General features: G+C 41.6%; 13 protein-coding genes. 4 read left to right on the forward strand and 9 right to left on the reverse strand.

Features of this window, described 5'->3' with window-relative positions; translation table 11 throughout:
* The 5 genes from R8N23_RS04595 to pyrF all read right to left on the reverse strand — a co-directional run bounded on the left by R8N23_RS04595 (window position 1) and on the right by pyrF (window position 8,874).
* On the reverse strand, window positions 1–2,223 hold the full coding sequence (locus R8N23_RS04595) for an amino acid permease (RefSeq protein WP_318170389.1): 2,223 nt from the start codon (window positions 2,221–2,223) through the stop codon (window positions 1–3).
* Window positions 2,220–4,952: a hypothetical protein gene (locus tag R8N23_RS04600; protein WP_318170390.1), complete on the reverse strand. Its 2,733-nt coding sequence runs from the start codon at window positions 4,950–4,952 to the stop codon at window positions 2,220–2,222. The genes R8N23_RS04595 and R8N23_RS04600 overlap by 4 nt, the downstream gene beginning before the upstream one ends.
* A gap of 274 nt (window positions 4,953–5,226) precedes the next feature.
* Window positions 5,227–6,369, reverse strand: a complete 1,143-nt coding sequence (locus tag R8N23_RS04605) for a THUMP domain-containing class I SAM-dependent RNA methyltransferase (RefSeq protein ID WP_318170391.1) — start codon at window positions 6,367–6,369, stop codon at window positions 5,227–5,229.
* A 163-nt stretch (window positions 6,370–6,532) separates the two neighbouring features.
* Window positions 6,533–7,897 (reverse strand): dipeptidase, encoded by a 1,365-nt coding sequence (locus tag R8N23_RS04610; RefSeq protein WP_318170392.1) that lies wholly within the window; start codon window positions 7,895–7,897, stop codon window positions 6,533–6,535.
* A gap of 164 nt (window positions 7,898–8,061) precedes the next feature.
* Window positions 8,062–8,874, reverse strand: coding sequence for an orotidine-5'-phosphate decarboxylase (gene pyrF / locus R8N23_RS04615; RefSeq protein WP_318170393.1), 813 nt, complete (start codon window positions 8,872–8,874; stop codon window positions 8,062–8,064).
* A 130-nt stretch (window positions 8,875–9,004) separates the two neighbouring features.
* Here pyrF and R8N23_RS04620 point away from each other — a divergent pair, with 130 nt between their 5' ends.
* From R8N23_RS04620 to R8N23_RS04635, 4 genes are all read left to right on the forward strand, one after another.
* Window positions 9,005–9,304, forward strand: coding sequence for a hypothetical protein (locus tag R8N23_RS04620; protein WP_318170394.1), 300 nt, complete (start codon window positions 9,005–9,007; stop codon window positions 9,302–9,304).
* Window positions 9,289–9,567 (forward strand): hypothetical protein, encoded by a 279-nt coding sequence (locus R8N23_RS04625; protein ID WP_318170395.1) that lies wholly within the window; start codon window positions 9,289–9,291, stop codon window positions 9,565–9,567. Before R8N23_RS04620 ends, R8N23_RS04625 begins: the two co-directional genes overlap by 16 nt.
* 9 nt (window positions 9,568–9,576) lie before the next feature.
* Window positions 9,577–10,557 carry a radical SAM protein gene (locus R8N23_RS04630; protein ID WP_318170396.1) on the forward strand — a complete coding sequence of 327 codons (981 nt, stop codon included), beginning with the start codon at window positions 9,577–9,579 and terminating at the stop codon, window positions 10,555–10,557.
* A 99-nt stretch (window positions 10,558–10,656) separates the two neighbouring features.
* Window positions 10,657–11,475 carry a hypothetical protein gene (locus R8N23_RS04635; RefSeq protein ID WP_318170397.1) on the forward strand — a complete coding sequence of 273 codons (819 nt, stop codon included), beginning with the start codon at window positions 10,657–10,659 and terminating at the stop codon, window positions 11,473–11,475.
* A 16-nt stretch (window positions 11,476–11,491) separates the two neighbouring features.
* Here the strand turns inward: R8N23_RS04635 and R8N23_RS04640 are convergent, their stop codons facing one another.
* The 4 genes from R8N23_RS04640 to R8N23_RS04655 are packed head-to-tail and all read right to left on the reverse strand — an operon-like array spanning window position 11,492 to window position 14,121.
* Window positions 11,492–12,277 (reverse strand): ABC transporter ATP-binding protein, encoded by a 786-nt coding sequence (locus tag R8N23_RS04640; protein ID WP_318170398.1) that lies wholly within the window; start codon window positions 12,275–12,277, stop codon window positions 11,492–11,494.
* A complete protein-coding gene (gene modB, locus R8N23_RS04645) occupies window positions 12,274–12,942 on the reverse strand; it encodes a molybdate ABC transporter permease subunit (RefSeq protein ID WP_318170399.1) in 669 nt (222 codons plus the stop codon). The genes R8N23_RS04640 and modB overlap by 4 nt, the downstream gene beginning before the upstream one ends.
* Entirely contained in the window at window positions 12,939–13,697 is a 759-nt protein-coding gene (gene modA, locus R8N23_RS04650; RefSeq protein WP_318170400.1) for a molybdate ABC transporter substrate-binding protein, read from the reverse strand. Before modA ends, modB begins: the two co-directional genes overlap by 4 nt.
* Window positions 13,698–13,710: 13 nt before the next feature.
* Window positions 13,711–14,121: a hypothetical protein gene (locus tag R8N23_RS04655; protein WP_318170401.1), complete on the reverse strand. Its 411-nt coding sequence runs from the start codon at window positions 14,119–14,121 to the stop codon at window positions 13,711–13,713.
* Window positions 14,122–14,130: the final 9 nt, after the last annotated feature.

Below are 14,130 nucleotides of genomic sequence, written 5' to 3' on the forward strand. Positions count from 1 at the left end.
CTATTTGATTTCCTTTGACTTTGTACTGTTCACAAAAAGTACATCTCCGATTTCATCGTAACCTTGGAAGATTTCTTCGCCTAATTGTTTGGCTGCTTCTGATCGAAATCCAAGGATTGTCAAATCAGCATCTTTGGAGTGCTTGTTGATGACTTGGCGGTTGTCCATTCCTTCGGATCTTTCAATGATTCGCACATTATTGGCGGAAATGGGCAGTCGACCAGTCTTTATGAGTTCTAGTAGCTCTTCTTTTTGTTCTTCTAATTCTTCATCATAGACGATGGCTGAGATTTTGATTTCGGCTTTTTTCCATTGCGGATGGCCTAAGATCACGAATCCAAGAAGAATCATCAGGTTGGCGTTGTTGAAGTCGGATGGTTTGATCCATATATGGATTTCGGCTTTCGTGTCTAATCCTCTTTCGCTGCTGGCTAAGATACAAGTGTCAAATCCAGAAGCCCGAACCATAGCGTAATTGGCCATGATTTCCTGCAAGCCTTCAGGGTGATGCTTGGAAAACTCGAAAAGCATCATATTGATGTCTTTGCCAGACACACTAGGAAGTTGAAGTGCCTGAGCTACGGCAGTGGTGTAAGAGGGCGATACCATGGTATCCACATATACATTGCTTTCCGAAATGTCAGCCACTCTGATCAGGCGAGCCAGTTCTTCTTTAGATTCCAAATTGGTTTCGTTGGAGTAATAGCCTTTGATATAGTGCAAATAAGTGCCAAAGCCATAGCGATGCGAAATCCAGCCCATCATCTCGAAGGCGGCTGGCCGCTCAAATGAAGAACCCGAAATACAAATGACCGATGGTCTCCAGTTGTCGTCATCCTTGTCGGCTTTTTGGATAAAGACTTGAATCTGGCGGATCAGCTGAAAAATTACTCCCTGAAAAATATTGGCCATACCTGCCTTGTCTTCATTGAATTTGGATAGACCAAAATAGATCAATACCATGATGGTAATTGAAGCAATGGCATAGGCCGCATCCATCTTAAAAATCAAAAACAGACACATGATAGCCCCCAGCAAGGAAATGTACCACTTTGATCTAAAAGCAGGTCGGTAGGAAGGGTCTGCGGCAAAATGCTGAAAAAAGGATATCGTACAGATCGCACCATAAGTCACCATAAAAAACATGGAAATTACTTTCGCCACCGTGTCGATACTACCCAGACTGACAAAAAATAGTGCAAGGCCTACTGTGACAATCGTGGCGTTTACCGGTTCGTTGGTGTTTACCTTGCCTTTGGATAGAAAGCCATTGATACCTTGGGTCGGAAAGATGTCATCCGCAGCCAGGGCTTGTAAGGTCCTTGGTGCAACCATGATAGAACCTAAGGCAGACGAGATAGTTGCCGCAGCCAAGCCTATAGGAATGATCGGCCCCCATAGCGCTATTTCAGACATGATCAACTGGTTGTTTACCAACTCTTCTGGGCTGGCATTCACTGCTAGTTTGTAGCCGATAAATATATAAATGACCATACCGATCAAAGTAGCCGAAAGCGTACCCCATGGAATAGATTTTTTAGGATCTTTCAAGTCACCAGACAACCCAACACCAGCGGTCATTCCTGTAAAGGCTGGAAATATAATTGCAAACACAATGAAGAAATCTTGACTTTCGGTGACCCTGGCCATGATATCAAACTTCTGCAAACTCGCATGGTAATCCGTGCTGCCCAGAAAGAAGAATGTCAAGGAAACGAACAAAGTGGCTACTACGATGTACAAGGCTTTCATACCCAAGTCTGCGCCTTTGGTAAGCATCAGAATACTAAGTAAGAGTACAGCAGGAATCGTGATCCACCGTTTATCTGCAATGCCCAAATTGTAAACGTCATTAGCCCAGGCAATCACCGGATCAAAGGCTTCGCCAAAGGCAATCACATAAAAAGCTACGCTAATGGCTTGAGAAAGGTAAAGGGCAATACCAATCGAGGCACCTATATTGATACCAAACGAACGGGATATGATGTAGTACTCTCCGCCACCTTCTACCTTTTGATTAGTGGCAATCTCAGCAATGGACATGGCCGTAGGTATCGTCACCATATGTCCAATAATGACTATAGCCACAGTACCTAAAAATCCAACGCTGCCCACAGCAAACCCGAAACGCAAGAACATGACTGCACCGAGAATGGTAGAGATAGCCGTCAGGAAAACTGGTAAAGTACCGAAGTTGGCCTTTTTGGAGAGGAGGTTGCTCATAGTTTATTTTTCAGAGACACGATGTTGATTTGATTGCCTGTACTGCAATATAAGTCATATTGAGCTTTGCTTTCCTGAAAAAGTACAGCCAGTTCATGCCCGACATCCAGTGGGTCTTCGTGCAACAATCTTCCGTCTTGGTTATAGATATATCCTTGTTTTCTTTCCTGATCGATGAGGATGATTAACTGATTGTCTATACCAAAGTAATAATACTGAAAGATCAGTTTTTCAGCTTTAGATTCTACTTTGAATTGCTCTACAAGTGCTTCATTAAATACGGTGAGCTCATTGCCATTTTTCTTAATTACAATAAATTCTTTTTCTGTGCCGGAATTCACTAGATGAAAGGTCACCTGTTCTTCTTCTCTGACTAATTGCCCACGGTTAGTGACCACTCCCGCCAAATTGAAAGAGACCAATTCTCCTAAGTCAGTCAAAGCAGAAATTTCAGTATTGGCGGGTTTGCTGCCCTTACTGATGAAATAGTCTTGAGAAATATTTCCTTTCAAATCAATCGGGAAACCATCTCTAGTTTCACCTCTTCGATTCAGGTTTTGGAAGATCCCATTTTGCTGTACCAGTAGCATATAGTCATTTTTCTGTACGCGTACATGTCTACCGAGCGTCGCCGGACTGCTTCCCATCTTTTTAGGATTCCAACCGTCGAGCAGTTTACCTGCCTTGTTGTAGAGATAGTAGTTGCCTTTGCTATCTGCTACCATGATGCGATAATTCCTCGACTTATCATAGTCGATCAAAGACAACTCACTAATTAGGTTTTCAGATTTCAGTTTAATCGGATAGCCAGGAATGTAAGTGCCATTTCGATCGATCAGGTGCACGGTTTTGTCCAAAGCAAATAGATATTGGAGCTTGCCATTTTTATAGTAGTCGAGTTGGTAAATTTTGCTTTTCAGCTTCCCTTTCAAAGGGATCTGAAGAGCAGGTTTGAGATTGGCATCTAAAAGATGAAGAGTAAATGCTTCGTCTTGTACCATCATTTCTAGCGTGCGGTCATTGTGATTGCGAACGGCAAAGGGTTTAGAGATGAGATTGTTGGCAAATCCTTGTTGTTTCTGGACCTCAAAGGATTGTGGTTTGATTTGTTTGATCAAATCACCAGGATGTTGTAGTAACAAACTGGTATAATATTCTCCATCCACATGGGTGAATTGCACAGCACCATATTCAATTTGTGATAGGATCGTTTTGTTTTCTTCCAGATATTTGGCCCAGTTATCATTGAGCACTTTGCCTACTTTATTGATGGCTCCTCTGGATTTGATAAACATACTGAAATTGGCGTCTTCGTGCGTGGATTCCAAAAAGGCGTTCGTCCGTACTGAGCGTCGCCAGGTGTTTTCCTGATCTATGTCGTCGATCAATATTTCTAGTACCTGCTGGCTGTTGCCAAAATACACATAACTGCCATCCACAAAGTAATAGACCGAAGGGAATCCATTATACATAGATCCAAAAAGACGGGCCGGAATTTCGTCGATGTTGATGTGCTTGATTTGTCTTTCGGCATAATTTTCTAGATATAAGGAGGAGTCCTTATTGGCCTTTTGGGCTAATGATTCAAAAAATTGAATGGCTAGTTCCTGGCTTTTGTGTTCGATACAAAAGATCAAATCTGAGTTGAACGATCGGCTGGACTCTAACACAAAGTATCCCACCTCGTTACCCATGAATTCATAAAAATCTCGAATGTTGAAATCGAATCTATTTTCAAGTTCTCCGATTTGGGTCAGTTGTGCAGGTTCATGTTTTCGCCAATAATTTTTTAGACCGATGTGCCATTGGCTTACATCTTCTACCGATGTGTGAAGTACATACGAGGTACTGGCCGGCACAATGTTTTTCATATCAAATCCGACGCCACGAATGCCATCAAAGGCAGATAGGTAGTTGATTTTGGAAGTGTCATTTACCGCAAATCCAGACAGATCTATTTTGTCGTTATCGATGGTCAAATCCAGGTACATGAGATGAGTTAACCATTTTAGAGGTGTAGTATCGATTTCGACAGGATTAGCAAAAATACCAGCCAACTTATTGAGGTAATTGGTATTGATATAACACCGACCTGCACCGGTAGTCCCCTGAGCCACTTCTGCCACATGCAGTTCAGTCTCTTGATAGGTATTGACTTTGCTGTCTGTAATCATGCGAATAGCATCTTCTACCAGAAATGGAGAAAGACTTGCTATTAAGTAGTTCTTGTGAAAAATATAGGTGAGCGTAGTTCTATCTTTTTTGAATTCCGTAATGACATAATCCTGATATACCCTTTCGCTTTTCTCAAAGTTTAGACTGTCCTTCATATATTCCTGTAGGTCGCTAAGCAGGCTATGTTGCTGTAGTTCTTGTACCTCGAGAATGTATAATGCAGCTAAAGACTCATTGGTATTTTGATGAAAGGAAATGAGTAGATGCCCTTGATCAACTACTTTGGAAAATTGATGGTTTGTGGCAGAGTCAAGTTGACTAATGACTCGCTGGACGGAATCTAACTCTGGTAGTGACTTTAGGTTTTTAATTATTTTCCTGTTGTCATCAGGACGCCAGAGATAAGTGAAATCGTTGGGTTCAAAGACGAGAATTGAATTGTCGGGAACAAATGACCAAATAGAGATTCTACTTTGTTTCCAGAGGTAAAAACCTCCCCATCCGGCACCGGCCAGAAGGACTCCAATAACGATAACAATTAGTACTTTTTTCAATCTAGCGCTTTTGATGCAAATTATGGAGAGGAGAGGGAGAATGCAAGAAGAGGAGGAGTCAATTCTTGATTATTCCTCAATCACTAACGTTATCCCACGGCGGCAGCGCAAGTGTTCTACTTCGTATATATGGGATATCAGAAAATGTTGATTTAATGATCATAAAAATTTCCGTCATTGCGATGAGAGAGGGACGATCGAAGAAGTAATCTTAATCTTACGAAACAAGCTTAAGATCACTTCAGTTGTGCCTCCTTCGTGATGACGAAAGGGATTACCTTCTACTCCCCGAATACAGTTCATACTCTAACAATCGACATTCGATACGAGCATTCATGAATTCTGTACGGGTTTTAGTACGCAGTCCAATAGACTTGGCCAAGCTAGAATTACCAGTGAAGATGTAACCCATTTTTCCACCGCAAGACTGTTTGAAAAAATCGCCAATGTCCTTGTAAACGGACTTTAGCATCGATTCTTCTCCAAGTCTTTCGCCGTATTCCGGATTGAGCATCACGATGCCCGGACCAGACGGTACAAAGGTTTCCTGAAAAGGCACTTTATCAAAATCAATCATTTTTTCCACGCCGGCAGTGCGGGCATTGGCACGGGCGGCTTCGATAGCGTCACCGTTCCAGTCAGTAGCTATGATACTGGATTTGATTCGGTCCTTGTATTCGGCTTTCGCCAATGTTTCTTTCCATAGGGAAGGATCGTAACCTTCGATGTGCATGAAACCAAAGTTGTTTCTATGGAGACCCGGAGGAATGCCAGCTGCCATCAGCGCAGCCTCAATAGCAAGAGTGCCACTACCACACATGGGATTGATGAAGGCCCCTTTTTTGTCATTCCAGCCGGCAGAGATCAGGCAAGCTGAAGCCAGAGATTCTAGCATCGGTGCTTTGAAAGGCAATTTTCTATACCCGTGCTTGGTGATAGTTTCCCCTGAAGTATCAAAATAGACATGCACTTTGTTCAAATGCCAAAACAGGTAAACCACGGTCTGGTCTTTCTGATTGCCAGAGTCCGGGCGAACGCCAGTTTCTTCTTGCATACGGTCGACGATCGCATCTTTGAGTTTAAGGTTAGCAAATCGGCCGTCTCGGATAAAGTCATTTTTCACATAGGACTGCACAGAGATTTTTGTGCCTTTTGGCAAGAGTTTTTGCCAGGGAATTTTCTTCGCCTCTTCGTACATCTTGTCCGGATGATTAGCTTCGAAGGATTTGATCAACCAAAGCACCCGTGAGGCGGTACGCAGATTCAAATTGAGATGCATCACTTCTTGCCAACCGCCTTCTACGGTCACGCCATTCTTTTCGGCTTTCAAGATTCGATAGCCAAGATCCTGCACTTCTTTTTTGAGAAATGGAGAAAGTGAAGGCTGACAGTTGATGACTAGTTTGGATCTACGCACTATGCTTTGATTTAATTTGAAAAGTAGTAAAGAGTTTCAACAGTCGTACGTCATTGCGAGCGAAGCGTGGCAATCTTGATATTGATTCGGTGATCGAGCTTGAGATCACTTCGTTTCACTCGGGATGACGGTTTTTATGCCTTTTGAAACGACTACATTTTAATTATTTAGTTTCTGCAAAATATTTATAAAACCACGTGATGGTCTCAATACCTTTCATATAGTTGAATACGCCATAACTTTCGTTAGGCGAGTGGATGGCATCTTCGTCGAGACCAAAGCCGAGCATCACAGAATCTAAGCCGAGCACATCCTGAAATAGTGCCACAATTGGAATACTACCGCCGTCGCGCATCGGAATCGGCTCTTTGCCCCAGGCTTGAACGAACGCTTTGCTGGCTGCTTTGAAGCCATCAGAATCTGTAGGGATCACTGCTGCTTCTCCGCCGTGATGAGGCGTTACTTTTACCTTCACGTGAGCAGGTGCAATGCTTTCGATATGGTTTTTTACCAATTCAGTGATTTCGTCGCTGTTTTGGTTGGGTACCAGTCGAGTGGAGATCTTGGCGTAAGCCTTCGATGGCAAAACCGTCTTAGCTCCTTCACCTGTATAGCCGCCCCAGATGCCGTTCACATCTAGCGTTGGTCGAATGCCGATTCTCTCTAAAGTGGTAAATCCCTCTTCGCCTTTTACATCGGCGATGTCAAGTTCCTTTTTATATTCTTCTAAATCGAATGGCGCTTTGGCCATGGCCTCTCTTTCTGCCTGAGTCAGCTCTAGCACCTTGTCGTAAAAACCAGGAATGGTGATATGTCCCTTCTCATCGATCAAAGATGAAATCATATCACATAACGTGTTGATCGGGTTACCGACAGCACCACCGTACATGCCCGAGTGTAGATCTCTATTTGGTCCTACTACCTCTACTTCAAGGTAACTCAATCCTCTCAATCCTACTGTCATCGACGGGCAGTCGTTGCTGATAATGCCTGTATCAGATATCACAATTACATCAGCTTTGAGCTTTTCTTTATTGGCTTTTACAAATACGCCTAAGTTTTCAGAGCCTACTTCCTCTTCACCTTCGATCATGAATTTAACGTTGCAAGGCAATTCATCATTGGCCATCATGGCTTCGAAGGCCTTCACATGCATATACATCTGACCTTTGTCGTCGCAGGCACCACGGGCATAGATCTTGTCGTTTTTGATCACCGGTTCGAATGGAGGAGAATCCCACAGTTCGTAAGGATCGGCAGGCTGCACATCGTAGTGCCCATATACCAAGACTGTAGGTAAGCTGGCATCCACCATTTTTTCAGCGTAAACCACAGGATGTCCCGCAGTCTCACAGATTTCGGCTTTGTCCACACCAGCAGATTCAAATTTTTCTTTGATAAACTCAGCCGCTTTGCGTACATCGCCATCAAATTTGGAGTCAGCACTTACGGATGGTATTCTGAGCAGGTCGAACAGCTCATCTAGGAACCTTTGTTTGTTGTCTGATATATAGTTTATTGCTTTCATATTCGGGAGTTGTATAGTATAAAGTTGAGAGTGTAAAGTTATAAGGTTTTGATGAGCCCACTAATTGGCTTGGGTATATAGACTTCGATCGTGAGAGTTTTTGCTTTTTGCCAAGAAAGGATATCTTCAAATATTTCTATCGTCATCCTAATACTTTTGGCTTTTTACTTTAAAGTTTCAACAAAAGGCGCCATCTCGGCTTGCAGTTTTTTCGCTTCATTATGTGCTGCTTCAGCAAAATCTTTACCCGAAGAGGCATATATAATTCCTCGTGTTGAGTTAATCAGTAGACCACATTGATCATTCATACCATTTTCACAAACAGCTTGAAGATCTCCACCTTGTGCACCAACTCCAGGAACCAATAGAAAATGATCAGGGATGATTTTTCGTATGTCTTGCAGATATTCTGGTCGTGTGGCACCTACTACATACATCATGTTTTGATCGGTACCCCATTGAGATGAAGTTTCCATCACATGCTGATAGAGTGGTTTGCCCTCTGATTCCAGAAATTGAAAATCTTTACCTCCTTCGTTAGAGGTTACACCTAATAGGATGACCCATTTGTCTTTGAATTCTAGAAAAGGCTTTACCGAATCGGACCCCATATAGGGTGCCACCGTCACAGAGTCGAAATTCAAATTGTCGAAAAACGCTCTGGCGTATAGTGAAGATGTATTCCCGATATCACCACGCTTGGCATCTGCAATCGTGAAAATATCTTTAGGAATATAATTGATCGTTTTCTCCAGTGATGCCCACCCTCCTGCGCCCATGGCTTCGTAAAAAGCAATGTTGGGCTTGTAGGCCACGGCAAATTCTTTGGTGGCATCGATAATTTCCTTATTGAATTCGAAGATGGGATCTTCTGTGTTTAGCAGGTGAGTGGGGATTTTTTTGATATCAGTGTCCAAACCCACACAGAGAAAGGATTGCTTCTGTTGGATTTGTTCGAATAGCGCCTCTTTTGTCATGCCGCAAAAATAGCCGAAAGGATAGAAATTACCTTTTGAAGGGCAGGGAGATTTGATTTATTATGAGGAATTTCTTAATGGATACAGATAGGCTATTTTGTTTCAAATAAAAATCCATAATTTTGACTTAATGGATTCTATTCTTATCAGTCCCAAAACAGAAAAGGAGCTTAAGTATGTGCTTGAGCTATTGCATTCTTTGGATATTGAGGCAAAGAAAATCAGTGAAAAGGATCGCGATGATTTTGAATTGGCTCAATTGCTCAAGAACGTAGATGCGTCGGGTATTGTGAGAGAAGAAACTAAAGCCGTCAAGCTGACGGACGGCCAGAGAAAATTGCTAGAGCTGAGCGAAGCGGAGATGGCTGGCAAAACGGTAGTTCCGGAAAAGTCAATTCAAGTAGAGGAGGACGAATGGCTAAACAAGTAATTTGGACAAATACTGCTCGCGAAGAAAGACAGAAAATTTTGGAGAAGTATTTCAAAAGAGATGGTCATAAAAACGAGTGCAAAAAATTAGCTTTTCTAATCCGTTCCAACGTCAAGTTTTTATCCAATTACAACTTTGCAGGTATAGAATCAAGTTATACTGGCATGCGGGAGACTACCTGTGGGAATTGTACCCTTTTCTATAAAATACGAAACTCGTCTTTGACCATTACCGGTATTTTCGAAAACAAGGCTAAGAAATAGTCGATGGGGATGAGACTTATCAAACATCCCGTCCTTTGCAATTATTATGTAACGTATCGCTGCAATGCCAAATGTGGGTTTTGTGATATATGGGAAAAACCATCCCCATATGTAACGCTGGATAACGTACGTGAAAACCTATCGGCACTTAAAAAACTCGGGGTGAAAGTCATCGACTTTACAGGTGGTGAACCGCTCTTGCATCAGCAGATCGATCAGTTTTTCGTGCTGGCCAAAGAGATGGGCTTTATTACCACCCTTACCACTAATGCCTTGCTTTACCCAAAATTTGCCGAACGGCTCAAAGGCAAAGTGGATATGCTACATTTTAGTTTGGACACGGCCGACAAAGAAAAACATGACACCATGCGTGGGGTAGCTTGTTTTGACTTTGTGATGGAGTCGATTACGCTTGCAAAATCATTAGGTGAGCGACCGGATATTTTGTTTACTGTATTCGAGGAAAATAAGTCGGACATCCAGGCCGTCTATGAGCAGATCTGTCTACCCAACGATTTGGTGCTTATTCTCAACCCGGCCTTTGAGTACAATCAAGTTGGCGACAGCCTTTCATCTGAAACGCTTGATGAATTAGAGCATTGGGGCAAAAAGAAAAATGTATTCCTCAATCAGGCTTTTGTGGAGCTGAGAAGGGATGGTGGCAACCATGTAGCTGATTCGGTCTGTAAAGCAGCTAGTACCACACTAGTGATTAGCCCGGAGAATGAATTGATTTTGCCTTGTTATCATTTGGGTGAAAGATCATTTCCCATTCAGGGAAATTTAGAATCTCTCTATCATTCCACGGAAGTGCAGCGCCAAATTGCTACTGAAGGCAAGCTCCCCGCCTGCGAAGGCTGCACGATCAACTGCTATATGCAGCCGTCATTCTCTGTCGAAACCAGCAAGTACTTTTGGAAGTCTTTGCCAAGTACTATCAAGTACAATAGGATAAAAAAGACCTGGTTTAAAGTGCTAAGTTTTTCTTGATGAAACTTCTAATAAGTTGATCCGTTATTAGCTCAATTTAATGATGGTTTGGAATTGTCATTAGGACATTTTTCAACATAATATAACTCAAGTACAACAATGAAAGTAAAACTTACCTACCTCCTTTTTGTGATTTTTTTCACACAGAATTTAAAAGCTCAAGACACCAAAAATCAAATAATAAAAGAAGCCATCAAGTTGATTAATCAAGACCTTGATGAAATGGATATTTCTTCCTGCTTAAACCTCAGCCGGTCCGATTACGAAGCGCAATTTAAATCCTCATTGGAGTCCTTTTTTAAAGAAGAAGGAATTAATGAATACATCAAAGAAGAATTAGAATATCAGGGAGCGGAGGCCATAGCGTCATTGGCTGCAGAGGCATCTGATTTCGCTCAGTACAATTTGATTGAAAAACTTAGCATAAACGAGGATGATTTTTATGCATGTCAGGAAAAGCTGGTTCAGCAAATATATGAGAATGATGATTTTGAAAATGATGGAATGGAGGAACTGGATCAATATCTACAGTCTATGGGAGGGACCATCAGTGCGTCGGATGTGGGGTTGCCGGTTTATGAAAATAGTACACTGGTCACCTATATGAATGAAGAACAATCAGAACAGTTGCTAACAGGAATGTTTCCAGATATAAAGGGTCCTTTTCTAAATTCAGTGATTTATCACAGTAATGGTGACTTTGATGATATAGTGAGCTTCTACGCGCGTGAATTAAGCGGTTTCAAAAAAGGAAACATTGGAGAAAACTCTATTGGGTTCGCCTCACAAGATTACGATTTTAATGGTTTCTTAACTATGGAAGGAATCAAAAAATGGGCTGTTCTGGAAAGTGTTTGGGTTGAAAAAATGCAATCGTCTAACGAAGGCAAAACCAAAATAGAAATACATTGGAAATAGTCTTAACATCAGGTAGCTATTTAGGAAGTTGGACACTGACTACTTTTCCTTCAACCATGAGTTTTAATATGGTTTGATCGCCTTCTTTTTTACTGGAAATCAACTCTCCGGTAAGTTGGGTTTCGCCATCATTCATAAATACTTCTGAAGGAGTTCCTTGTTGGATCAACTGACCTTCATCCATGACCAACACATGGTCTGCTAGTTTAAAAACTTCAGGTAAATGATGACTGACTAAGACTATTGTGGTTTGTATCAGATTTTGCATAGCAAGAATTTCTTCTTGAAGTTTTGTGCGCATGCTGGTATCAAGTGCAGAAAGTGGTTCGTCCAGCAGCAATAATCTTGGTTTCCTAACTATAGCCCTGGCAAGTGCTACCCGCTGTTGTTGTCCTCCGGATAATTGCGAAGGCATACGATTTAGTAAATTGCCTAAATCAGAAATTTCGATAATACGATTGACTAATTCCTCATTTCGGTCACTATTTAAACCATACTGAATGTTTTTCAATACACTCATATTAGGGAAGAGTGCATAGTCTTGAAAAACCATTCCGATATTTCTTTTATTTGGCTTTGTCTGGTGGTTTTTTTTATGATCATACCAGGAGTCATTTCCTACGGTGATCATTCCCTTGTCAGGTTTTAACAATCCTGCTAACATTCTCAAAACACTTGTTTTTCCAGCACCCGATTTTCCATAGATAGCCGTTATTTTCCCCTCTTCCAGTTGGGCGTTGACCCGGATGTCGACTTCCTTATGGGAGGAATAAAATTTCTTATTTAGATTGAAAGCAATCATCTGAAAGAAGTCATAGCTTTCTTATTGAAGAAATAAACTAAGGCCAATATAACAAAGCTGAATAGTAGTAAAAGAAGTGAATACGAATGCGCTGTAGCATAGTCCAGTCTATTCACGCTGTCAAAGATGGCTATTGACGCCACTCTGGTTTCATCCAAGTTTCCCCCTATCATCAATACCACCCCAAATTCTCCAATGGTATGAGCAAAGCTGAGAACAATACCGGTAAGAAGAGCGCTTTTAATATTGGGCAACAGTACCATGGTTAACGTCTGCCATCTGGATTTGCCTAAAGTATAAGAAGCCTCCTTGAGAGACGGTGATAGCTGCTGAAACCCGGCCTGGATAGGCTGAATCATAAAGGGTAAGCTATAAATCACTGAGCCAATAACCAAACCTGAAAAGGTGAAGGCAATGCTGAGATTAAAATGGGAATCTAAAAATTTACCCAATGAACTCTGACTACTAAAAGCAATTAACAAATAAAACCCCAATACAGTTGGTGGCAAAACAAGGGGCAGAGCAATCAATGCTTCAAAAATAAATTTCAATTTTGATGAGCCATAGGCTAACCAATAGGCCAAGGGAATACCCACTAGGAGCAATACCGACGTAGTAATGATTGCCAACTTGAAAGTGATATATATAGTATTCCACTCAATCATTGAGAGACGTTGTATCCGTAATTTGATAAGATTTCCTTTGCCCTTTCCGAAAACATGAATTTATAAAACTGTTTTGAATTCGAAAGGTTTTCTTTTTTGCCATGATTCAACAGTACAATTCCCTGACGAATGGGAGAATAAAGTGTGTCAGGAACAGGTATCCAAGTTCCGGGATAAGATAAATAGGTGGAATAGAGAACAGACTGGCTGGTAAACCCAATATCCACGTTTTCGGATTGGATGTATTGATTGACCTGACTGATGCTTTCACCTATGATTAGCTTAGTATTTAATCTTTCTTTTAGTCCAGAAACCTCTAAAGATTGTGCTGCTGCAAAACCATATGGAGCAGTTTCTGCATTTGCAAGAGCAATTTTCTTTATACCTGAATCAAGTAAAGAATTGATTCCTAAATCAAGCGTAATATCGTTTTTGACTGTCCAGAGGATCAACTTTCCTTTTGCATACACTTCAGGTGATGAAGCAAGGCCTTCAGCATAGAGCAAATTCGGATGATTAAGATCCGCTGATAAGAAAATGTCGAAAGGAGCTCCTTGTCTTATTTGAGTGGTCAAAATACCTGAAGAACTACTAGATGCTTCTACTTTGATATTATAGGTTGACTCAAATTCATTAATCAGACTTTCCATAGCGTGTTGCATATTAGCCGCTACCGCAAGGGTTACTTTTGATTCCTGTTTAGATGAACAGGAGATAATAGCCAGCAATAAGAAAAAAAAGGAAGCCTTGGTCATTTAAACGATTCCATCAATTGACGTTCGCAAATTTCCACCCTAACCAAGACATTGGCAAATAAGCAACAGCTAAATCCAGAATATTAAACCACATCGGGCTAGGGAAGTCGATCACCATCGAAATACCGCCATATAAAAACCAAATGCCAATACCGAGGGCAAATTTGAGTTGATGATTGGCAGCGATCTTCGCCGTAGCGAATGCGCCAACCAAAGTTCCTATGGCGTGAGCCAAAAATGGGCCTACGAAATGAGCTGGTGTGAACATGGGCATAAATTCTTTGAGGCTTTCCATATCCATGGGATTCATACCCTCTGGTGGAGGAACAATTGTATGGCCAAGCATGATTAGGCCGATATTTACAATGCTGCCGATGACGATTCCCGCAACGAGGGCTAATATATTTTTAAGTATGGGATTCATGAGTTTTTT

It is taken from the genome of Reichenbachiella sp., assembly GCF_033344935.1.
Classification (GTDB): Bacteria; Bacteroidota; Bacteroidia; order Cytophagales; family Cyclobacteriaceae; genus Reichenbachiella.

Coding starts and splice junctions, on each gene's coding strand:
- R8N23_RS04595 (WP_318170389.1), bottom strand. CDS start 2,223: ATGAGCAACCTCCTCTCCAAAAAGGCCAACTTCGGTACTTTACCAGTT.
- R8N23_RS04610 (WP_318170392.1), bottom strand. CDS start 7,897: ATGAAAGCAATAAACTATATATCAGACAACAAACAAAGGTTCCTAGAT.
- pyrF (WP_318170393.1), bottom strand. CDS start 8,874: ATGACAAAAGAGGCGCTATTCGAACAAATCCAACAGAAGCAATCCTTT.
- R8N23_RS04620 (WP_318170394.1), top strand. CDS start 9,005: ATGGATTCTATTCTTATCAGTCCCAAAACAGAAAAGGAGCTTAAGTAT.
- R8N23_RS04625 (WP_318170395.1), top strand. CDS start 9,289: ATGGCTAAACAAGTAATTTGGACAAATACTGCTCGCGAAGAAAGACAG.
- R8N23_RS04630 (WP_318170396.1), top strand. CDS start 9,577: ATGAGACTTATCAAACATCCCGTCCTTTGCAATTATTATGTAACGTAT.
- R8N23_RS04635 (WP_318170397.1), top strand. CDS start 10,657: ATGAAAGTAAAACTTACCTACCTCCTTTTTGTGATTTTTTTCACACAG.
- R8N23_RS04640 (WP_318170398.1), bottom strand. CDS start 12,277: ATGATTGCTTTCAATCTAAATAAGAAATTTTATTCCTCCCATAAGGAA.
- modB (WP_318170399.1), bottom strand. CDS start 12,942: ATGATTGAGTGGAATACTATATATATCACTTTCAAGTTGGCAATCATT.
- modA (WP_318170400.1), bottom strand. CDS start 13,697: ATGACCAAGGCTTCCTTTTTTTTCTTATTGCTGGCTATTATCTCCTGT.
- R8N23_RS04655 (WP_318170401.1), bottom strand. CDS start 14,121: ATGAATCCCATACTTAAAAATATATTAGCCCTCGTTGCGGGAATCGTC.